Below are 21717 nucleotides of genomic sequence, written 5' to 3' on the forward strand. Positions count from 1 at the left end.
GAAGGAGAGAGCAAAATGGGCATGACTTTAAAGGAACTGTTGACGAAAGGCGAAGGCACCATTTCGGCCAAGGAGGCCAAGGCGCTGGCTGCACAGTGCAGAATGGATGAGGAAACGCTCTACACCCTTCTGGAAGAACGCGGCATCAAGGTTCAGGAAGAGGATGCAGAGCCTACGCTGGATGTGGACAGCATCATGGCCGAGGTCGAGAATGCCGAGAACAACAACGATGATATGAGCATCAGCGAGGACGAGGAAGAGCAGAGCGAGGAGAACCCTGCAGACCTGAAGGCTGCCATGGACGAACTGCTGGACGACCCCGTTAAGAACTACCTCAAGCAGATCGGCCAGATCCCGCTGCTGAGCGCGGAGCAGGAGGTGGAGCTGAGCCGCCGCATCCATGCCGGTGCCGAGGCGGCGCACATCCTGCAGGCCGACCGCCAGAAGTACGGCGGGCCGGAGTACATCAAAAAGAACAGCGCCCGCTTCTCGTTTGAAGAGGATGAGAACAGCCGCAGCTATACCGAAGATCTGGACGAGGAGGGCAACGAGAAGCCCAGCGAGGATGCCGAGGAAAAGGCTGCCGAAGAGGAAGCTATGGAGGCTGTGGAGAACGGCCCCCTGAGCGACGAAAAGCGCGCTGAGCTGCTCAAGACCCGCCGCGATGGCCTGAACGCCCGCCGCAGCCTGAGCGAAGCGAACCTGCGTCTGGTGGTGTCCATTGCCAAAAAGCATGTGGGCCACAATCTGGCATTCCTGGATCTGATCCAGGAGGGCAACATCGGCCTGATCAAGGCTGCCGAGAAGTTCGACTGTGACCGCGGCTTCCGCTTCTCCACCTATGCAACCTGGTGGATCCGTCAGGCCATCACCCGTGCCATTGCGGATCAGGCCCGTACCATCCGCATTCCGGTGCACATGGTGGAGACCATCAACCGGATGCGTCAGGCCACCAACCAGCTGGTGTACCAGAACGGCCACGAGCCGACCCCGGAAGAGCTGGCAAAGGCCATGGATATGAGCGTGGAGCGTGTGCGCGAGATCCAGCGCATGGCACAGGAGCCGGCAAGTCTGGAAAGCCCCGTGGGTGAGGAAGAGGATTCCTCTCTGGGCGATTTCGTCGCAGACGAAAACGCCGAAGCCCCCGGCAAGGCCGCAGACCGCGCCATGGTGGCACAGCAGATCAATCTGGCTCTCAAGAGCCTGACCCCTCGTGAAGAGAAGGTCATCCGCCTGCGCTTTGGTCTGGACGATGGCCGTCCCCGTACGCTGGAAGAGGTTGGCCGTGACTTTGGCGTTACCCGTGAGCGTGTGCGCCAGATCGAGGCAAAGGCGATCCGCAAGCTGCACAGCCGCAAGTGCCTGTCCCTGCTGAACGGCCTGATCGAGTGATAAAGTAAGACTCCCTCAGTCATCGCTGCGCGATGCCAGCTCCCTCAGAGAGGGAGCCCTTGGCAAAACCGGAAAGTTGTCCGTACTGCCAAAGGCCCCATCTCCGAGGGGGCTGTCTGCGTAAGCAGACTGGGGGAGTTTTTGCGTAAAAAACGACTTTTTTGCAAAAATCCGGATTTTTTGCAAAAACCTCTTGCCAAACGATGGAAACTGTGGTATTATAACTGAGCTGTGATTGCGCTGCTATAGCTCAGTTGGTAGAGCGCATCCTTGGTAAGGATGAGGTCTCCAGTTCGAATCTGGATAGCAGCTCCAGCTCAGATGCCCTGAAGTCGAAAGATTTCGGGGCGTTTTTCTTTTGTAGATCGTTTCTGCTGTGCGGGTTCGGAACAGGGCAGAGCGGGCTTTGAACGGCTCTTTCAGGCTTTTTTTCGTTTTTCGTAAATTCATGCTTGACAAGCGGACGCTTTTTCGATATAATAAAGCACGTTCCGGCGGTAAGCGCCGCGCGAAACTTGAGCGATTATGGCCCGGTAGCTCAGTTGGTTAGAGCACCAGCCTGTCACGCTGGGGGTCGTCGGTTCGAGCCCGATCCGGGTCGCCATTTGCTGCTATAGCTCAGTTGGTAGAGCGCATCCTTGGTAAGGATGAGGTCTCCAGTTCGAATCTGGATAGCAGCTCCACAGCAGACACCTCGAAGCCTTAGGACTTCGGGGTGTTTTTTTGTTGTATGACTGCAAAAGCAGGCTGACGGAGTGCGGATTGCTTTGAGTACAAAAACAAAACGCACAGGCTCCGAAGAACCTGTGCGTTTATGGCAGGGGTAGTAAGTTTCGAACTCACGGCACGCGGTTTTGGAGACCGCTGCTCTACCAGCTGAGCTATACCCCTATGGGCATTCGCTGAATGCTTTGTTATTATAGCCGATGCAAAGGCGAATGTCAAGCATTTCTTTCAAGATTCAGGCATTTTTCGTGCCGCAGCTGCAACAGCCTTCTTTTTTATCGGATGCGGGCAGCTGGCTGGAAAGCTGTTCCAGCGTTACACTGTCGATATACTGGTTGATGACCTCGTCAAGGCCGGTCCAGAAGGGCAGGGTGAAGCACTGCTCCCACATGGGGCACTCGTTGGTCTCGCTGCCAAGGCAGGGAATGGGTGCCACGCTGCCCTCAATGGCGCGCAGGATCTCGCCGGCGGTGTAGTCGGCAGGGGCTTTGGTCAGGCGGTAGCCGCCCTGACTGCCGCGCTCGCTTTTTACAAGGCCCACACGGGCCAGCGGGGTCACGATCTGCTCCAAATATTTCAGGCTCAGGTTCTGCCGCTCACTGATCTCCTTCAGGCTCACGGTGGTGCCCGGCGCATAACGTGCCAGCTCGGCCATCAGGCGCAGGGCATAACGGCTTTTGGTCGAAAATTTCATGGCGATCCTCTCCTTATTGCTTCCTATAGTATAGCACGTTGCTCGGATTTTGCAAAGGTATCCTCTTGTGCAAACAAAAAAGGTCTGTTATCATAGGATGGATAAGAGGATACTATAAGGAGTGAGAGTATGAGTGAGAAGATCACGGCTGCCGATGCCATCCGTCTGCTGGATGCACACGAGGCGGCTGCTGTAGATGTCCGGGAGCCGGACGAGTTTGCCGTGGGCCACATCCCCGGCGCAAAGCTGCTGCCGCTGGGTCAGGTGCTGAGCCGTGCGGCTGAGGTGCTGCCGGATAAGAACGCTGTATGGCTGATCTACTGCCGCACCGGCCGCCGCAGTGCCGATGCCGTGCGCAAGCTGGAAAGCCTTGGCTACACCCGCCTGTACGATCTGGGCGGCATTCTGAGCTGGCCCTATGAGATCGAGGGCGACTTTGAAGGGCATTTTTAAAAAGAAAGAAGGATAACTCCATGTCGTTCCACGCAAAAGATTTTGCCGGCAGCCACTGCGGCTGCCGCTACCAGCAGGACTACCGCCCCACCTTGGGCCGCGACGGCAAAAAGGAATCCGGCACGCTGGAGGTCATCAAGTTCTATTACGATGGTGCCATCCGCTTTGAGCAGCACTGCTACGGCGAAGCCGCAACCTTCGTGTTCGGCGTATGGGCATCCGGCATGGACGAGGACGGCACCCTGCACTGGGTGCTGCCCGACCGCCGCAAGAGCTACTACGACGAGGCGTATCTGCCCAAAAAGCTGGACCGCGTGGACGAGGCAGGCAATCTTTACTTTGACGGCAGCAATTTTCCGTGGAAGCTGGCGGACGATTTTGCCGAGGATAAGCGCTGGGGCTACCCCAAGTGGAAGGTGGTACTGGGAAAACTGACCGGAAAGGGCAAAAAAGGTGACTGAATCACGAAAATCCAGTATTCATATTGACATACTAGGGAATGATATGGTATAACTTATCCGTTGAAAGGATTCCGCATCTGCACAGGGCATTCAAGGCTCCCGCAGACGCGTTCAATAAGAAAGGATCATTCCTATGGAAAACATGGAAAAAGTGGTTTATCTGGATAATGCTGCCACCACTCCCTGTGCTCCCGAGGCACTGGAAATGATGGTCAAAGCCCTGAGCGGTGCCTGCGGCAACCCCAGCAGCCATTACAGTGTGGGCTATGAGGCCAAGGAATTCGTGGACACCGGCCGTGCGCAGGTGGCAAAGGCCATCAATGCAAGTCCGGCTGAGCTCTTCTTTACCAGCTGCGGCTCCGAGGCTGACAACTGGGCCGTAAAGGGCACCGCCTTCACCAAGGCACGCCAGAACAAAAAGCACCTCATCACCAGCGCTTTTGAGCATCATGCCATCATGCACAGTATGGCTGCACTGGAGCGCATGGGCTTTGAAGTGACCTATATCAAGCCCACCGCCGAGGGCTACATCCGTCCCGAGGACGTGGAAGCTGCCATCCGTCCCGATACCGCGCTGGTCAGCATCATGATGGCCAACAACGAGATCGGCACCATCCAGCCCATCAAGGAGATCGCCGAGGTCGCTCACAAGCACGGTGTGTGGATGCACACCGACGCGGTGCAGGCTGTGGGTGCCATCCCCGTGGATGTGAAGGAGCTGGGCGTGGATATGCTGTCCATGAGCGCCCACAAGTTCAACGGCCCCAAGGGCATGGGTGCCCTGTACTGCCGCAAGGGCGTATGGCCCCAGAACCTGATCGATGGCGGCAGTCAGGAGGCCCGCCACCGTGCAGGCACCGAGAATGTGGCCGGCATTGCTGCCATGGGCAAGGCACTGGAGATCGCCACGGCGCATCTGGATGAGCGCATGGCCCACGAGAGCGAGCTGCGCGATTATGTCATCGACCGCGTCCTCAAGAACATCCCGGAAGCCCGCCTGAACGGCGGCCGCAGCCCTCGTCTGCCCAACAATGTGAACATCAGCTTCCCGGGTCTGGAAGGCGAGACCATCCTGCTGGATCTGGATATGCACGGCATCTGCGCCTCCACCGGCTCTGCCTGCAACTCCGACAGTCTGGACCCCAGCCACGTCCTGCTGAGCATCGGCGTGCCTGAGGAGATCGGCCACGGCTCCATGCGGTTCACCTTTGGCCCGCAGAACACCATGGAAGAAGCAAAATATCTGTGCGACGTGCTGGAGGAAGTGATCCCCCGCCGCCGTGCTATGAGTTGTATGTGGCTGCAGGGCCAGAACACGGCCCGCCAGTTCAGCCTGAAGGGAGAGCAGTAATTATGGCAAGCATGTATAGCGCAAAGGTCATGGAGCATTTTGCAAATCCGCACAATGTGGGTGAGATCCCCGACGCAAACGGCGTGGGCGAAGTGGGCAACCCCAAGTGCGGCGATATCATGCGCATGTACCTGAAGATCGAGAACAACGTGGTCGTGGATGTCAAATTCCTCACCTTCGGCTGCGGTGCCGCCATCGCCACCAGCAGCATGGCCACCGACCTCATCAAGGGCAAGACCATCGACGAGGCGCTCAAGCTGACCAACAAGGCCGTTGTGGAAGCTCTGGAAGGTCTGCCTCCCATCAAGGTGCACTGCTCTGTTCTGGCCGAGCAGGCCGTCAAGGCTGCTCTGTCCGACTACTACCGCCGTCAGGGCATCGATCCGGAACCCATCGTGGGTAAGCTCGAAGAGGACTGCGACCACTGCGAGAGCTGCGGCCACTGATCCCCGCAAAGGACGCTTCAGGGGACACCGTTTTGTGCGGTGTCCTCTTTTTTTGCAAAAGACTGCGTTGTTGTATCCTATCCAAAACGTAATAAAGCAAGTGTAAAATATTATTTGTTTACAAAAATACCCTGAATATGCACTCGTTCATGAAAAATTCATATATTGTTCAGAATGAGTTCACCACTTTTCGGTATAAGTAGGGCAACACAGGCGCAAAGAGCGCCGAACTCCCACGGAAGCGGACGAAGAACAGGGCAAAGAACGGTTCGCGGCACGCAATGCAATGCAGGTGCGTCGGCCCCGGAAAACGTCCCGCCGCACAGGAAAGGAAACGAGTTAGTATGAAAATTGGTTTTTGGGAACTTGTCGTCATCGTGATCGTGGCGTTCGTGTTCATCGGCCCGGATCAGCTGCCTGTCTACGCAAAGAAGATCGGCAAGATGCTGCGTGAATTGAAAAAGTACACCGGCGCTGCTTCTGAGGAGATCCAGAAGAACGTTGTGGAGCCGCTGAATGAGATCCAGGCTCCCCTGAAGGAAGCTGTTGCCCCGCTGACCGATATCAAGAAGGATATCGACAACAGCGTCAAGGATGTGACCAAGAGCTTTACCGGTATCGGCAAGACCAGCAAGGAGGAAGCTGCCAAGGCAGAAGCCGCCGAGGAAGTGACCGAGCTGACCGAGGAGCCGGTGGAAGAGCTGGAAGAGGACGCTGCACCTGCCGCCGCCAAGGCAGAGGAGAGCACTCCCGCTGAGGAGACCGCTGCACCTGCCGAGAAGGCCGAAGAACCCGCTGCACCCGCAGAGGAAAAGGCCGAGCCTGCTGCAGAAGCGGCTCCCGCACAGGAAGCTGCCGAGGCTGCTCCTGCGGCCGAGCCGGTGGAGGAAGACCCTCGTCAGAATGATGTTCTGCCGAAGGACTGATTACTTACTGGATGCACCCGCGCCCGCGGTTGCCTGATACATGCAATAAGCCCGCCACGCGGCGCGGCAAAGTAAAAAGGAGATTTTTATTATGCGTATTGGTACTAACGAACTGCTGATCATCCTGGTCGTCGCTCTGCTGATCTTTGGACCCAAGAACCTGCCGAAGCTGGGCAAGATGTTCGGCAAGACCATCAACGGCTTCAAGAAGGGCATGGAGGACGAGGAAGGCTCCGATGATTCCGAGGAGAAGACCGAGAAGAAGGTTTCCAAGAAGGACGAAGACGAGGAGTAATTGTGGCTACGAACGTTAAGCGCAAAAAGAAAAAAGCCGAAGTCATGGCAGAGGACGGCAGCATGACGCTGACCGGCCATCTGAAAGAACTGCGGAACAGGCTGATCATCTGCGCGGTGGTGTTCGTGGTGGGTGTTGTGGTCTCGCTGGCATACGCCGACCGTCTGATCGATCTGCTCACTGCCATGGGCCGCGACTATTACGAGTTTGTTTCCATTGCCCCGCAGGAAAAGCTGATGCAGTATTTCCGCGTCTCCATTCTGGCAGGCGTGGTGGTCACTGTGCCGGTGGCGTTCTACCACATTTATGCATTTGCAAAGCCCGGCCTGAAAAAGAGCGAGAGCTTCTTCTTCAAAATGGTCATGCTGCTGGGCCTGATCCTGTTCTGCGTAGGCGTGCTGTTCGCCTACAAGCTCATGATGCCGTTCATGCTGCGTTTCCTCAGCACCGGCATCGAGGGTGCAGAGTACATCCAGACTACTACCAGTATCGAAAGCTACGTCAACCTCTGCTTGACCATGTTCATCATTTTTGGCTGCGTGTTTGAGATGCCTCTGATCACCATCATCCTGTCCAAGATGGGCATTATCAACCCGCAGCTGCTCAAGCAGGTGCGCGGCGTTGCCATCGTGATCATCTTCTTCATCGCAGCCGTTGTCACCCCGCCGGATATCGTGTCTCAGTGCATGGTGGCCGGCCCCATGGTGCTGCTGTACTTCATCAGCATCTTCCTGAGCGGCATCTTCTATAAGCCGAAAGAGGACGATGATGACGAAGATGACGAGGATGAGGACGAAGAGTAAGCTCTGACTTCTGGTTTTCTGTTTTATCATTGCAAAAACAAAGGCTGCTGCGCCATTTGGTGCAGCGGCCTTTGTTGCGTAAAAAGCGCTTTTGCGCTATCTGCTGCGCGGCAGCCGCAGGCTGACAGCAGCAATATGCCGTTTGCTGCCGCGACCCTTCCCGTGAAAAAGCAGATCAGAAAAGCCCGCAGGCTTTTCTGATCTGCAGATATAAAAATAATTTTTCCGCTATGATTGCCAAAGCGAACGCGGCGGCAATTCCAAATCGTTGCTGCTCAGTCTATACAAGCCACCCGCCCTGTGCTAGAATGAAACCAACAAATCAAAGGCGGTGAAACCATGCATCCACTCCCGGAATACCCTCGCCCGGCCATGCGCCGGGACAGCTATGAGAACCTGAACGGCCTGTGGAAGTACGCCATTACCCAGACAGCTGAATACCCTGCTGCGTGGGACGGCAGCATTCTGGTGCCCTACTCGCCGGAAGCAAAGGCCTCCGGCGTGGGCCGCACCCTGCAGCCCGGCCAGTGGCTGCACTACCACTGCACCTTTGCTCCCCCTCCGGGAGAAGGGGGACGGGTGCTGCTGCACTTCGGCGCGGTGGACGATGCCTGTGCGGTGCAGGTGAACGGCCATCTGGTGGGCGGCCATCGGGGCGGCTACTGGCCCTTCACACTGGATGTCACCGCCCAGCTCAACGATACGGGCCGCAACAGCCTATGGGTGGCCGTGCAGGACCCCACGGACAGCGGCACGCAGGCCCGGGGCAAGCAGACCCTGAAGCCCGGCGGCATGTTCTATCCGGCCCAGAGCGGCATCTGGCAGACGGTCTGGATGGAGCGTGTACCGGAAAACTACATCCAGTCGCTCACGGTCACGCCGGACTACGATGCCCGCACCGTGACCGTGAAAGCCCATACCTCCATGCCCGGAGGTGCAGTGAACCTGTGGGCTGTGGTGCGGGCCGGGGGCGTGACCATTGCCGAGGACTGGGGCAGCGACGAAGCGGACCGGGACGGCGAGGTGACGCTGAACATCCCGGAGGAACATTTCTTTCCGTGGAGCCCGGATACCCCGTTTTTGTATGACCTGACCGTGGGCACCACGCAGGGAGAAGAGGAGCAGTTCGACACCGTGCACAGCTACTTTGCCCTGCGCAAGTGGAGCTGTGAGCCGGATGCGCGGGGCGTGCTGCGCTTCTGCCTGAACGGAAAGCCCATCCTGCTCAACGGCCTGCTGGATCAGGGCTACTGGCCTCAGGGCCTGTATACCCCGCCTTCCGATGCGGCGGTGGAGCGGGAGCTGAGCGAGGTGAAAGCGCTGGGATTCAACCTGCTGCGCAAGCACGCCAAGATCGAGCCGCAGCGCTGGTACTACCACTGCGACAGGCTGGGCCTTGTGGTCTGGCAGGACATGGTGAACGGCGGCGGCAGATACAATCTGTGGTTCGTCACCTACCTGACCAATGTGCTGCAGCCCCTTGTGCGCCGCCTGCCCGACGCAGAGCCGCTCTGGGGCCTGCTGAGCCGCGGAAAAGCATCCAGCCGGGAAACATACCGCGAAGAGCTGCAAGCCACCGTGGAAGCCCTGCGCTGCCATCCGTGCATCGGCTGCTGGGTGCCCTTCAACGAAGGCTGGGGCCAGTTTGATGCGGCCGGGGCCGTGCAGGCCATCCGCGCGCTGGACGATACCCGCCTTGTGGACGAGGCCAGCGGTTGGTATGATCAGGGCGGCGGAGATGTGTGCTCCATCCACAACTATTTCTATCCGCTGCATGTAAAGCCCGGAAGCCGTACCGTGGCCCTGAGTGAATACGGCGGTATTGCATGGCCCATGCCGGGGCACGAAGCACCGGGCAAAACCTACGGCTACGGCACAGCCAAGAGCCGCGCAGATCTGACCGCCCGCTGCAAAAAGCTGCAGTTGGGCACAGTGCTGCCGCAGCTGAAAAAAGGACTTTCGGCGCTGGTGTACACCCAGCTGACGGATGTGGAAGATGAGGTGAACGGTCTGTTCACCTATGACCGGGCCGAGATCAAGCCGGATGCCAATGCCGTCCGCTCGGTGAATGCTGCCCTTGCCGCAGAGTTCGCAAAAGTGACGCGATGAAAGAAAAAACTCCCTCAGTCATCACGCAGCGATGACTGAGGGAGTTTTATGTTACAGCAGCTCTCAGTTGTTGGCGCTGTTGTTCACGATCTTTTTGGCGGGCAGCTTGTTCATGGCAGAGCTGTCCAGATCGTGTGCCAGCTCTGCACCGCCTGCGGCCAGTGCGTCGTCCAGCTCGCCGCCCTTCATATCGCTCAGGATCTGGCTGCGCAGGTCGTCCAGCGAGGAAACGCTCAGCGGGTCTACACGCACCATCAGGAGCAGGGTGTAGCTGTTGATCTGCACGGCAGCGGCTTCGCCGTAGGAAAGGCTGCGCAGAGCATCGGCTGCGCCATCCTGCGTAAAGGCCGAAGCAACATCGCTCTCGGTCAGCAGCTCGGTCTGGACGCTGGCGCTGTCGTCGGAAGTTTCGCTGTCCAGCACAGCGTAGATGTCCGGCAGGGCATTCTGTGCGGCCTCATGCAGGACACTCACCTGATCCGAGACCGTCTCGCCGCCTGCGGCGTTGACGCTGTCGGCAGCGGCCTGTGCCAGCTTGAGCATCTCGGCCTTCTGGTCATCGTCCGCAAAGGCGTAGGTGCTGGTATTGTACAGCGGGATGCTGATGTAGCAGATCTCATACATGCTGTCGTCCAGATGGCTGGTCAGCTCGTCGTCCTCCACCGGGGCCTCGCCGTCCGGGCCGTAGACCATATCCAGCAGGGCGGTGTGCTCCACCTGCAGACGTTCATATGCCTTGACGGTCTCCAGGCCGATGCCGTTGGCGGTGTAGGTGTCGCCGTACTGGTCCACCATCTGCTGGGCATAACGGTCGGCAGTGGCGATCTGCTCGTCGGTCAGCTCACCGCCCAGTGCCTTGAAGCGGGCATCCACAGCAGCCAGCGTTTCCAATGTTTCCTGCGTTTTCTGGGCCACATAGTCGCTCACAACTGCGGTCTCGCCGCCGCTGTCAGAGTCGGTGGTGATGGTCTCTTTCAGGAAGGCTTTTACGTCGGTGGTGTCCTGATCGGTGCCGGCAAGCTGGGCGGCCTGCTGGTAAGCACCGTACTGTGCCAGCAGATACATGCCGGAGGTGATCTCAAAATCACCGATGCTGCCCACGGTGTCCGGGGCGGAAATGGTGCAGCCCACAAGGCTGAACACCAGTGCAAGTGCGCAGATCAGCGCGAGAAGTTTCTTTTTCATGGCAATGCTCCTATGATGTTTATTTTTGCTCGGCGGAGGCAAGGATCTCTGCCATCGCCTTGAGGATGCTTTGCAGCAGCTCCAGCGGCTTTTCGTCGGGCTGAAGCGTGACCAAGAGATAGGGCCGGTTGCCTGCACCGGCGGTGACGCGGCCATTGAAGGCCACCAGCAGGCCCCGGATCATGGGCAGCTCCAGACTTTCCAGCTGCAGGGTGAGGGTGTCCTTTTTCTGGGTCACTTCGGTCACGCCCACAGTGCTGGCCTGCACGCGTACCAGCGACACGTTGACCAGATCGCTCACCGAGGGCGGCGGGTCTCCGTAGCGGTCGATGAGCTCGTCCAGCACATCGGCGGCATCCTCTGCCGTCTGGATGGCGGCAATGCGCTTGTAAGCTTCAATGCGGCCCGGGCCGTCTGCGATATATTTCTCCGGGATGAAGGCATCCACCCGCAGGTCCACAAGGCATTCACTCTTGTCCCGCCGGACAGGTTCGCCCTTGGCCCGGGCGATGGCCTGCCCCAGCATCTTCACATAGAGGTCGTAGCCCACGGCCTCCATGTGGCCGTGCTGACTGTGGCCCAGAAGACTGCCCGCACCGCGGATTTGCAGGTCCCGCATGGCGATGCGGAAGCCGGAGCCGAAGGCCGTGAACTCCCGGATAGCGGAGAGCCGCTTCTGGGCGATATCGGTCAGGGTCTTGTCCCGCCGGAAGGTGAAGTAGGCATAGGCCTTGCGGCCGGAGCGGCCCACCCGGCCTCTTATCTGGTACAGCTGGGCAAGGCCCATGCGGTCGGCATCCTCGATGATGAGGGTGTTGCAGTTGCGCACGTCGATGCCGGTCTCGATGAGGGTGGTGCACACCAGAATATCGATCTCGCCGTTCAGCAGATGCTGCCACACGGGGTTCAGCTCTTCCTCGGTCATCTTGCCGTGGGCAATGCCGATGCGTGCGCCGGGCACCAGCTTGCTCACATGGGCGGCGCAGGCTTCGATGTTGTCCACCCGGTTGTGCAGGTAGTACACCTGCCCGCCCCGGGCAAGCTCCTTCTTCATGGCTTCGGCAAGGATCACGTCGTTGTATTCCAGCACAAAGGTCTCCACGGGCTGCCGCTCGATGGGCGGCTGCTCGATGGTGGAAAGGTCCCGGATTCCGCTCATGGCCATGTTCAGCGTGCGGGGGATGGGGGTAGCCGAAAGGGTGAGCATGTCCACCCCGATGAAGTTCTCCTTGAGCTTTTCCTTGTGCTTCACACCGAAGCGCTGCTCTTCATCGATGATGACAAGGCCGAGGTCATGGAACTTCACGTCCTTGGACAGCAGCCGGTGGGTGCCCACCACGATGTCCACACTGCCCGACTGCAGGCCCCGGAGGGTCTCCTTCTGCTGTTTTGCGGTGCGGAAGCGGGACATCATCTCCACCTTCACGGGAAAAGCTTCCATGCGGGAGAGGATGGTGTTGTAGTGCTGCCACGCCAGCAGGGTGGTGGGGGCAAGGATGGCGCACTGCTTGCCGCCCATCACGCACTTGAAGGCGGCGCGCAGGGCCACTTCGGTCTTGCCCACGCCTACGTCGCCGCACAGCAGGCGGTCCATGGGCCAGCCCTTTTCCATGTCCTGCTTGATCTCGGCAGTGGCGTTCAGCTGGTCGTCGGTCTCGTCGTAGTCAAAGCGGGTCTCAAAGTCCCGCTGCCAGTCGCCGTCCGGCGGGAAGGCGTAGCCCGTGGCCTGACGGCGGCGGGCGTAGAGCTCGATCAGTTCCTGCGCCATCTCCTCGGTGGCTTTTTTTACCTTGGCGCGGGTGCGCTGCCACTCGGCACCGCCCAGCTTTGCCAGCTTTACCTTTTCCTCGTCGCCGGGGGCGGTGTAGCGGCTCAGCAGGTCCAGCTGGGTCACCGGAACATACAGCACGTCCGAGCCGGAATACTGTACCTTGAGGTAATCTTTCGTGGCACCCTGCACTTCCAGCCGCTGGATGCCCGCATACATGCCGATGCCGTGGCTCTGGTGCACCACATAGTCCCCGGGCTTGATGTCCGAAAGGCTGGAAAGGGCGTTCTTGTTCTTTTTGCGCTTTTTGGTCTCGGCGGCGGTCTCTTCCTCCAGACCGTGCCTGCGGCTGGACAGCACTGCCGCATGGGCAAACGGAAAGGTGCACCCAGCGGTCAGATGGCCCGGCAGTACCTGTACGATGCCTTTTGTAGGCCGCACATCCCGGCTCATGCTCACGGAGTAGCCCTTGTCGGCAAGGTCGCGGGTGAGGGCAGCGGCACCCTTGGGCGTTCCGGAAAACAGGGTGACGGCATAGCCCTGCGCAATGAGCGGGTCAAGGTCTTCTCGCAGGGAGGCAAGGTCGCCGTTCCAGTTGGGGGCGGCAAAGGCCTCGGCGTTGATGAGGTCTTTCAGCTTGAATTCGTTCATGCCGCGCAGGAAGTTCTCGCACAGCAGGGTGCTCTGCTTCTGGGCGGCAGCGGCAAGGTCGTCCATGGTCTGGTAGAGTACATCCAGCCCGGGGCAGAGCACACCCTCTTCCAACAGGCCGGTCAGCTCTTCGCTGCGACGGAACTCGGTGGCCTTCTGGGCATCCCGGATGCCGCCCACCTCGTCCAGAATGAACAGCGGTGTGTCCAGATGATCCAGCAGGGTGGCCGGGCTCGGATAGCGCAGGCCGTAGTATTTATCCATGGCTTCCGGCATCAGTCCGGAGTCCAGCTGAGCAAGGTCGGCTTCCGTGGCCTTTTCCAGTGCGGTGCGGTGCCGGCCGCGTGCCTTTTTGATGGCGGCACGCAGGGCCTCGGCAGTCTCGGCGGTATCGCCGAACAGCACCTCGCGGGCAGGGGAAAGATAGATCTTTTCCAGTGCGCTGTCCCGCCGCTGGGTGAGCAGGTCGAAGGAGGAAATGGAATCGATCTCGTCGTCCCAGTACTCCACGCGGGCAGGCTGGCGCATATCCGGCGCATAGATATCCACGATATCGCCGCGCACACTGAACTGTCCCGGACCGTCTACCTGACTGCGCCGCACATACCCGGCGGCGAACAGCCGGGCCACAAGACCCTCGCGGTTGTACACCATGCCGGGTTTGAGGGTGAGGGTGTTTTTCAAAAATTCATCCCGGGGCACGGTGTACTGCAACAGCGCTTCGGCGGGCACGCAGACCGCGTTCAGCCGCCCGCCTGCGAGGGAACCCAGCACCGAAAGGCGGCGGTACTCGTACTCGCGGCCCGCGCCCTCCACTGGGCGCAGCATAAAGTCCCGGGGCGGGAACACGGCGGCAGAAAGGCCCAACGCCTTGAGGTCGTCCGCAAAGTGGGTGGCCTCGGCCTCGCCGGGGGTCACGATGCACAGCACCCGGCCAAGGTCTTTTTGCAGCGCGGCGTACAGCAGGGCACGGCCTGCGGGCGGCAGACCGAACAGCGCGGCAGGACCAGGCTTTGCAAAGCCGGCCGCGATCTTCTGATATTCCGGTGTGGCCTTGAGTAAGGCTTCGTACATGGAAAAACCTCCTTTCCTGTTGGGATGACCATTTGAAATTGCCGCCGCATTCGCTTTGGCAATGGCAGAGGAATGATTATTTTTATTTGCAGCAGAGAAAAGCCTGCGGGCTTTTCTCTGCTGCTTTTTCACGAGAGGAGTCGTGACCTCAAGATGCATCAAAGAACACAAATGCAGTTCGCCAGTGCTGCTCCACTCGGTGAAAATGTGTTTGGAGCGGCCCGCAGGCCGCGACAAACACGAACAATAAAAATAAAATTCCGCTGAAAATGCCCAGAGCGCAAGCGGAGGGCAGTTTAAATGAGGTCCTTACCCGTTATACTTGCTCTGTGCCAGCCCCAGCTTGCCGTCCATGATGAGCTTTGCGGCGGCTTCCAGATCAGGGTAGCGGCCGCTCAGAGCCTTGGCATCCTCTGCCGGGAACTTGCCCAGCACCCACGCGGCAAGGTCGTAGTCCGGGTGGGGCTTGGCACCCACGCCGATGCGGATGCGGGGGAAGTTCTCCCCGCCCAAGCGGGCGATGATGCTCTTCAGGCCGTTATGTCCGCCTGCGGAGCCGGAGGGCCGGATGCGCAGCTTGCCGGGGTTCTGGGTGATATCGTCGCACAGAACGATGACGTGGTCGGCAGGGATCTTGAAAAAGCCCGCCGTGGGGGCGATGGAGTCGCCCGAAAGGTTCATGTAGGTCAGGGGCTTGAGCAGCACCACCTTGTGGCCGTCCACTTCGCCCTGACCCCACAGGCCTTCAAATTTGGTTTTGCTGACCGAAATGCCCCACTTGTCGGCCAGATAGTCCAGCGCGGCATAGCCCGCATTGTGGCGGGTGCCGTCGTATTTTGTTTCCGGGTTGCCAAGACCGGCGATCAGCCAGATGTCATTTGTATTCATGAGTGTTATATTTTCCTTTTTGTGATAAATTGTCCGATGCAAGTCCTAAGTATAACATACGCGCGTGCAAAAAGATATACATTATAAGCGAAAAAGATGCACCTGCAAACAAAAACCGCCGCGCAGGGCCATCCTGTGCAGCGGTCTGTACGCGAAAAACGGACAGCTTACTTGCTCTGCTCGTCTTCCAGCTTCTTTTTTTTGGCAATGTAGGCTTCCATCTTGGGCTCTGCCCAGCCCTCCAGATTGGTCTGGCGGTCACGGGCAATGCCCAGTGCCTGTGCGGGCACGTCCTTGGTGATGGTGCTGCCGGCGGCGGTGTAGGCACCGTCGCCCACCTTCACGGGGGCAACAAGGTTCGTGTTGCAGCCGATAAAGCAGTAATCGCCAATCTGGGTGCGGAACTTATCCTTGCCGTCGTAGTTGCAGGTGACGGTGCCGCAGCCGAAGTTGCAGTACTTGCCCACATCGCTGTCGCCGATGTAGGTCAGGTGGCTCACCGTGTTGCCACGGGCAAAGTTGGAGTTCTTGGTCTCTACATAGGCACCCAGATGCACGCCGTAGTCGGTGACGGTGTTCACCCGCACATGGGTGAAGGGGCCGATGTTGTTGTGGGGGCCGATGTGGCTGCTGTACACCTGACTGGCGTTGACGGTGCTGCCCTCGTCTACGATGCTGTCCTCGATGAGGGTGTTGGGGCCGATGATGCAGCCTGCACCGATGACCGTCCTGCCGCGCAGGATAGTACCGGCCAGAATGACGGCACCCGGGGCGATGACCACGTCCGGTGCGATCTGCACGGTGCGGCTGTCGATGATCACGCCGTTTGCGATGTGCTGCAGCAGAATGACCTCGCGGGCGGCTTCGGCGGCATCCAGCTGCTCACGCGCTGCATTCAGCGCGGCAGAAGAAACAGAATTTTCCATACGATAGATCTCCCTTCCGGCACGGCGGCTCTCGGCGGGCGGATGATAAGGCCTGACCCGGAAAAATGATGCATCCATATCCAAAGATGGATACAACAGAAGCTTTGTGCCGACAAAAAAGAAAAAGCTGAAATTACAGGGATGGAAAGTTGTATCCAACAGACGGATAATCCGCGTCAGAAAACGAAAAACCTCTCGAACTTTTTCCCATTTTATATTACCGGAAAACTCGGCAAAATTCAAGTGATTTGCATAAAAAATATCAAACAAATTCGGTGTTTTGCACGGTGGAAACGGATGGATTTTCTGGTATAATAATTTAGCATTCACAAAACAATGTTCATCGATCAAATGAGACAAGGCAAGCGATGAGGCTGCGGCGCGGATGCTCCGCAGTCAAAAATGGGAGGTAAACAACGCATGAGCAAAAAGTATCTGTACTACTTCAGCGAAGGCAATGATGCTTTCGGCGGCGACAAAGTCACCATGAAGAACACTCTGGGCGGCAAGGGCGCCGGTCTGGCAGAAATGACCGCAGCCGGTATGCCGGTGCCGCAGGGTTTCACCATCACCACCGACGCCTGCACCCAGTATTATGCAGACGGCCGTCAGATCAATGACGAGATCACTGCTGATATCTTTGAGCATCTGAAGGGTCTGGAGCAGATCACCGGCAAGAAGTTCGGCGATAACCAGAACCCCCTGCTGGTCTCCGTCCGTTCCGGCGCACGTCAGTCCATGCCCGGCATGATGGACACCATCCTGAACCTGGGCCTGAACGACGAGGCTGTTGAAGGTCTGGCAAAGAAGACCGGCAACGCCCGTTTTGCATACGACTGCTACCGTCGCTTTGTGCAGATGTTCGCGGACGTCGTTATGATGGTCCCGAAGAGCCTGTTCGAGGTCGAGATCGACAAGATGAAGGAAGCCAAGGGCGTCAAGAACGACGTGGATCTGACTGCTGACGACCTGAAGGAACTGGTCGGCACCTTCAAGAAGATCTATGAGGAGAACGAAGGCCGTCCCTTCCCGCAGGATCCCCGTAATCAGCTGATCGAGGCTGTCAAGGCCGTCTTCCGCAGCTGGGACAACCCCCGCGCAAATGTCTATCGTAAGATGAACGAGATCCCCTACGAGTGGGGTACCGCAGTCAACGTTCAGCAGATGGCATTCGGCAACTCCGGCGACCGCTCCGGCACCGGCGTTGCATTCACCCGTGACCCCGCCACCGGCGCTAAGAAGCTGATGGGCGAGTACCTGATCAATGCACAGGGCGAGGACGTTGTGGCCGGCGTGCGCACTCCTTCTCCCATCAGCCACCTGAAGGATCAGATGCCTGAGGTGTACGATCAGTTCGTTGAGATCGCAACCCGTCTGGAGAACTACTTCCGCGATATGCAGGATATGGAGTTCACCATCGAGGACGGCCACCTGTACATGCTGCAGACCCGTAACGGCAAGCGTACCGCTCAGGCTGCTCTGCAGATCGCATGTGATCTGGTGGACGAGGGCATGATCACCGAGCAGGAAGCTGTCCTGCGCGTGGAGCCCAAGCAGCTGGATACCCTGCTGCATCCCCAGTTCGATGCCGCTGCCCTGAAGGCCGCCGAGGTCGTCGGCAAGGGTCTGGCAGCTTCTCCCGGTTCTGCCTGCGGCCAGATCGTCTTTACTGCTGAAGAGGCAGAGGAGATGGTCAAGTCCGGCAAGATGAAGAAGGTCGTTCTGGTCCGTCTGGAGACCAGCCCCGAGGATATCGTGGGCATGCAGGTCTCTCAGGGCATCCTGACCGTCCGCGGCGGCATGACCAGCCACGCAGCCGTTGTTGCCCGTGGTATGGGCACCTGCTGTGTCTCCGGCTGCGGCAATGACAACGACGTCAAGATCGACGAGGAAGCAAAGACCTTCGAGATCAATGGCCACAAGTTCGCCGAGGGCGACTGGATCTCCATCGATGGTTCCACCGGCAACATCTACGGCGAGCAGGTCGCTACCGTGGCCGCTACCGGCAATAAGAACTTCAACCGCTTCATGGGCTGGGCAGACGCTGCTCGTCAGCTGCTGGTCATGACCAACGCTGATAACCCGCGCGACGCACAGCAGGCAGTGGATCTGGGTGCTGAGGGCATCGGCCTGTGCCGTACCGAGCACATGTTCTTCGCAGAGGATCGCATCAAGGCTGTGCGTGAGATGATCTGCGCACGTACCGTGGAAGAGCGCGAAGCTGCTCTGGCCAAGGTCGAGCCGTTCCAGCAGGGTGACTTCGAGGCCATGTACCGCATCATGGGTGAGCGCCCGATGACCATTCGTTATCTGGATCCGCCTCTGCACGAGTTCCTGCCCACCAAGGACGAGGACATCAAGGAGCTGGCTGCCGATATGGGCATGACCTTCGATGACCTGAAGAACGTGGTTACTTCTCTGCACGAGTTCAACCCCATGATGGGTCACCGTGGCTGCCGTCTGGCTGTTACCTACCCTGAGATCGCTGCGATGCAGACCCGCGCTGTGATCAAGGCTGCTCTGAACGTCTCTGCTGAGACCGGCCATGTGATCACCCCGCACATCATGATCCCGCTGGTCGGCGAGGTCAAGGAGCTGAAGTTCGTCAAGGACGTTGTGGTCAAGGTCGCAGACGAACTGATCGCTGCTGCAGGCGTTGAGATGAAGTATCAGGTCGGTACCATGATCGAGATCCCCCGTGCAGCCCTGACTGCCGGCGAGATCGCCAAGGAAGCCGAGTTCTTCAGCTTCGGCACCAACGACCTGACCCAGATGACCTTCGGCTTCAGCCGTGATGATGCCGCCAAGTTCCTGGGCGCATACTACGAGAACAAGATCTACGAGAGCGATCCGTTCCAGCATCTGGATCAGATCGGCGTTGGCAAGCTGGTCAAGATGGCTGCCCACGACGGCCGCGAGACCCGTCCTGATCTGGGTCTGGGCATCTGCGGCGAGCACGGCGGCGACCCCACGAGCGTGGAGTTCTGCCACAATGTCGGTCTGGACTATGTCAGCTGCTCTCCCTTCCGTGTGCCTATCGCACGTCTGGCTGCCGCTCAGGCTGCCATCAAAAATCCCCGCAAGTGATGGTGTGGGCGCTTGAAAAGCGCGAATAAAAACCCATAAAGCAAACGAACCGCCCCGGTTTCCGCAACGGAAGCCGGGGCGGTTTTTGTGTTGACTGGCAGAATATCCAAACGGTAAAATATACATGCAACAATTTCCGGAGTGGATGTGGAAATTCTGGACGTGGAACGAATTGAGCAAAAATGCTATAATTTTAACAGCGATAAGAAAATAAATGTGCTAATCAACAGGCCGGGGAGGTGAAAAGATGGACGAGCGGATCTGGACGATCGCTGAAATACTGGACCAAAGTGGCCCTATGACGGCGGATGAACTGGCCGCACAACTGAAACTCAGCGGCAAAACAGTGCGGAGCCTGATTAAGACCTACGCAAAGGAAATGCAGGAAAATGGCTTTTGCATCACAGCCAAACCCGGCAGGGGGTTCGGCATTGAGATCACGGATGCACAGATGTATGTGTCGGGCAGCAAACCACAGCAGGGAGAACAGACCGGCATCCCGCAGGACGCGCAGGAGCGGATACAGCGGCTGAGACAGTATCTGCTGGAAAAGGATGGCTATTCCAAGCTGGATGATCTAAGCGAGCAGTTTTTTGTGTCGCGGCGGTCAATCTCCAACGATCTGCGCGAAGTGGAGCGGCAGCTGGCGGAATACGGGCTGAGCATCCGCCGCAAACCGGGCTACGGCATCTGCGTGGTAGGCCGTGAGACGAACCGTAGGATCTGCATTGCGGCGCAGCGGGACGAGAGCCGCCCGGTCGGGCAGCAGATACAGGAGCTGGTCAGCCGGGTGCTGGAAAAAGAAAAATTCGCCATGTCCACGATGGCGCTGGATAATCTGGCGGTCCACCTTGAGGTCGCAGTGGAGCGCATCCGCACAGGGCACGCGATAGAAAGCTCGGATGGTATGCAGGCGGACCTTCCGGAGCGGATCCTAGAAGTGGCCAGCCACATCGCCGTGCAGATCGAAAACATGACGGGCGTGGCTTTTCCACTGCCGGAGGTCTGCTACATTGCTATGCATCTGAACGGCAAACAGATGTACCGGGCAAACGCAATGACCTCGGATGAAAATTTGGTGATTCCGCAGGAGGTCAACCGCATCGTATCGGATATGATCGAGCAAATCTACGAGGCGTTCCGCATCGACTTCCGGGACAATCTGGAACTGCGCATGGGCCTGTGCATGCACATGGTGCCCTTGCTGGCGCGGATCAAGAGTGGGATGCGGATGAAGAACCCGATCCTGCAGGATATCAAGCGGGAGTATCCGCTGGCCTACGAGATGGCCACACAGGCGTGCAGCGTGTTGCAAGACATCAGCCCGAACCCCATCAAGGAGGACGAGATCGGTTATATCGCCGTCAGCTTTGCGCTGGCACTGGAACGGCAGAAGGCCAAAGAGTGGGCACCTAAAAACATCCTGATCGTCTGCGCCAGCGGCAAAGGCAGCGCCCAGCTGCTGGCTTACCGCTACCAGCAGAAATTCGGCAAGAATTTGGGCCGGGTACAGACCTGTGACGTGATCGGGCTGCGGAGCGTGAACTTCAGTAAGATCGACTATGTGTTTTCCACGGTGCCTATTCCCATTTATGTCCCGGTGCCCATCCGACAGATCCAGTTCTTCCCCACCGAAAAAGAACTGACCCAGATGAAAAAGCTCTTGATGCAGGGCAAAAAGGGGACTGTGGAAGAATATTTCAGCCCGGAGCTATTTCTGCCACATCTCAACTGCGAAACACGGGAGCAGGTACTGGAACAGATGTGCCGGTTCGTGTGCGGCAAAAAAAAGCTGCCGGATGATTTTTTACAGCTCGTGAAAAAGCGGGAATCGCTGGCCGCCACTTCGTTTGGTGGGCTGGTGGCAATGCCGCATCCGTGGAAGGCAGTCAGCAAAGATACCTTCGTCTGCCTTGCCATTCTGGACAAGCCCGTGCAGTGGGGCGAAGCAAAGGTACAGGTGGTATTTCTGGTGTCCATCGCGGACGATGCCACCGCAAAACTGCAAAAATTCTATCAGGTTGTTGCGCAGCTTATGGTCGATGAAGCCTGCATCTGCAAATTGATCGCAGAGCGCCGGTTCGAGGTCCTGTTGGGGCTGCTGAGACAAAAAGAACAAGGACTGGAGGAACAAGAAAATGGTTGATGACGAGAAGTACGAAGTTGCATTTGAAATTATCGCCTGCGCTGGTGATGCAAAATCGCTGGCACTGATGGCAATCGAGGAGGCCCGCAACGGCAATTTTGAACAGGCCGAAAAAAATCTGGCCGAAGCAAGAGAGCAGATGGCCAAGGCGCACGATGTACAGAACGATATGCTGCAGAGCGAAGCTCAGGGCAAGAGCGTGGAACTGAACATCGTGCTGATCCACGCAGAGGATCACCTGACCATGGCAATCATGTCCATCGATTTTGCAGAAGAGTTCATTGAACTCTATAAGCAGAATCATAAATAAACACGGAACACAAGAAAGGAAGAATC

Annotated in this window: 17 protein-coding genes and 4 tRNA genes; 15 read left to right on the forward strand and 6 right to left on the reverse strand. The window is 58.2% G+C overall.

Going from position 1 to position 21717, the window contains the following annotated elements; all coding sequences use genetic code 11:
• The first annotated feature begins 15 nt into the window (after positions 1–15).
• The 4 genes from DXA66_RS02570 (at position 16) to DXA66_RS02585 (ending at position 2075) form a co-directional block, all read left to right on the forward strand.
• A complete protein-coding gene (locus DXA66_RS02570) occupies positions 16–1392 on the forward strand; it encodes a sigma-70 family RNA polymerase sigma factor (RefSeq protein WP_118526607.1) in 1377 nt (458 codons plus the stop codon).
• Between the two features lie 239 nt (positions 1393–1631).
• Positions 1632–1707, forward strand: a tRNA-Thr gene (locus DXA66_RS02575).
• 212 nt (positions 1708–1919) lie between these two features.
• A tRNA-Asp gene (locus DXA66_RS02580) sits at positions 1920–1996 on the forward strand.
• A gap of 3 nt (positions 1997–1999) precedes the next feature.
• A tRNA-Thr gene (locus DXA66_RS02585) sits at positions 2000–2075 on the forward strand.
• A gap of 132 nt (positions 2076–2207) precedes the next feature.
• On the opposite strand, the gene DXA66_RS02590 is transcribed toward DXA66_RS02585, so the two are convergent.
• Positions 2208–2283 (reverse strand) — tRNA-Trp (locus tag DXA66_RS02590).
• A gap of 70 nt (positions 2284–2353) precedes the next feature.
• Positions 2354–2812, reverse strand: a complete 459-nt coding sequence (locus DXA66_RS02595; protein ID WP_005937871.1) for an Rrf2 family transcriptional regulator — start codon at positions 2810–2812, stop codon at positions 2354–2356.
• 129 nt (positions 2813–2941) lie between these two features.
• Between DXA66_RS02595 and DXA66_RS02600 the strand changes: the two genes are divergently transcribed.
• The 8 genes from DXA66_RS02600 to DXA66_RS02635 all read left to right on the forward strand — a co-directional run bounded on the left by DXA66_RS02600 (position 2942) and on the right by DXA66_RS02635 (position 9656).
• Positions 2942–3265 (forward strand): rhodanese-like domain-containing protein, encoded by a 324-nt coding sequence (locus tag DXA66_RS02600; RefSeq protein WP_097774419.1) that lies wholly within the window; start codon positions 2942–2944, stop codon positions 3263–3265.
• A 20-nt stretch (positions 3266–3285) separates the two neighbouring features.
• On the forward strand, positions 3286–3726 hold the full coding sequence (locus DXA66_RS02605) for a hypothetical protein (RefSeq protein WP_097774420.1): 441 nt from the start codon (positions 3286–3288) through the stop codon (positions 3724–3726).
• Positions 3727–3859: 133 nt separating this feature from the next.
• Positions 3860–5077 carry a cysteine desulfurase family protein gene (locus DXA66_RS02610; protein WP_005937861.1) on the forward strand — a complete coding sequence of 406 codons (1218 nt, stop codon included), beginning with the start codon at positions 3860–3862 and terminating at the stop codon, positions 5075–5077.
• A gap of 2 nt (positions 5078–5079) precedes the next feature.
• On the forward strand, positions 5080–5523 hold the full coding sequence (gene nifU, locus DXA66_RS02615) for a Fe-S cluster assembly scaffold protein NifU (RefSeq protein ID WP_118526609.1): 444 nt from the start codon (positions 5080–5082) through the stop codon (positions 5521–5523).
• A gap of 344 nt (positions 5524–5867) precedes the next feature.
• Positions 5868–6449 carry a twin-arginine translocase TatA/TatE family subunit gene (locus tag DXA66_RS02620; RefSeq protein ID WP_118526611.1) on the forward strand — a complete coding sequence of 194 codons (582 nt, stop codon included), beginning with the start codon at positions 5868–5870 and terminating at the stop codon, positions 6447–6449.
• A 91-nt stretch (positions 6450–6540) separates the two neighbouring features.
• The gene (tatA, locus tag DXA66_RS02625; RefSeq protein ID WP_097800908.1) at positions 6541–6744 is read left to right on the forward strand and encodes a twin-arginine translocase TatA/TatE family subunit; all 204 of its coding nucleotides are present in this window, start codon (positions 6541–6543) and stop codon (positions 6742–6744) included.
• Between the two features lie 2 nt (positions 6745–6746).
• Positions 6747–7547, forward strand: coding sequence for a twin-arginine translocase subunit TatC (tatC, locus tag DXA66_RS02630; RefSeq protein ID WP_118526613.1), 801 nt, complete (start codon positions 6747–6749; stop codon positions 7545–7547).
• Positions 7548–7886: 339 nt separating this feature from the next.
• A complete protein-coding gene (locus DXA66_RS02635; RefSeq protein ID WP_118526615.1) occupies positions 7887–9656 on the forward strand; it encodes a glycoside hydrolase family 2 protein in 1770 nt (589 codons plus the stop codon).
• Positions 9657–9719: 63 nt separating this feature from the next.
• Here DXA66_RS02635 and DXA66_RS02640 read toward each other — a convergent pair whose 3' ends face one another.
• The 4 genes from DXA66_RS02640 to DXA66_RS02655 all read right to left on the reverse strand — a co-directional run bounded on the left by DXA66_RS02640 (position 9720) and on the right by DXA66_RS02655 (position 16148).
• Positions 9720–10841 (reverse strand): foldase, encoded by a 1122-nt coding sequence (locus DXA66_RS02640; RefSeq protein WP_118526617.1) that lies wholly within the window; start codon positions 10839–10841, stop codon positions 9720–9722.
• Positions 10842–10860: 19 nt separating this feature from the next.
• Positions 10861–14334, reverse strand: a complete 3474-nt coding sequence (gene mfd / locus DXA66_RS02645; protein WP_118526619.1) for a transcription-repair coupling factor — start codon at positions 14332–14334, stop codon at positions 10861–10863.
• 309 nt (positions 14335–14643) lie between these two features.
• Complete coding sequence (gene pth, locus DXA66_RS02650; RefSeq protein WP_118526621.1) at positions 14644–15222, reverse strand: aminoacyl-tRNA hydrolase; 579 nt, start codon at positions 15220–15222, stop codon at positions 14644–14646.
• Positions 15223–15389: 167 nt separating this feature from the next.
• Positions 15390–16148 (reverse strand): UDP-N-acetylglucosamine diphosphorylase, encoded by a 759-nt coding sequence (locus tag DXA66_RS02655; protein WP_118526623.1) that lies wholly within the window; start codon positions 16146–16148, stop codon positions 15390–15392.
• A gap of 420 nt (positions 16149–16568) precedes the next feature.
• Here DXA66_RS02655 and ppdK point away from each other — a divergent pair, with 420 nt between their 5' ends.
• From ppdK to DXA66_RS02675, 3 genes are all read left to right on the forward strand, one after another.
• Positions 16569–19235, forward strand: coding sequence for a pyruvate, phosphate dikinase (gene ppdK / locus DXA66_RS02665; protein WP_118526625.1), 2667 nt, complete (start codon positions 16569–16571; stop codon positions 19233–19235).
• Positions 19236–19482: 247 nt separating this feature from the next.
• Entirely contained in the window at positions 19483–21381 is a 1899-nt protein-coding gene (locus DXA66_RS02670) for a transcription antiterminator (RefSeq protein ID WP_118526627.1), read from the forward strand.
• Entirely contained in the window at positions 21374–21691 is a 318-nt protein-coding gene (locus tag DXA66_RS02675; RefSeq protein ID WP_097800916.1) for a PTS lactose/cellobiose transporter subunit IIA, read from the forward strand. The genes DXA66_RS02670 and DXA66_RS02675 overlap by 8 nt, the downstream gene beginning before the upstream one ends.
• The last annotated feature ends 26 nt before the right edge of the window (positions 21692–21717 follow it).

The organism is Faecalibacterium sp. OF03-6AC (genome assembly GCF_003478175.1).
GTDB lineage: Bacteria > Bacillota > Clostridia > Oscillospirales > Ruminococcaceae > Faecalibacterium > Faecalibacterium taiwanense.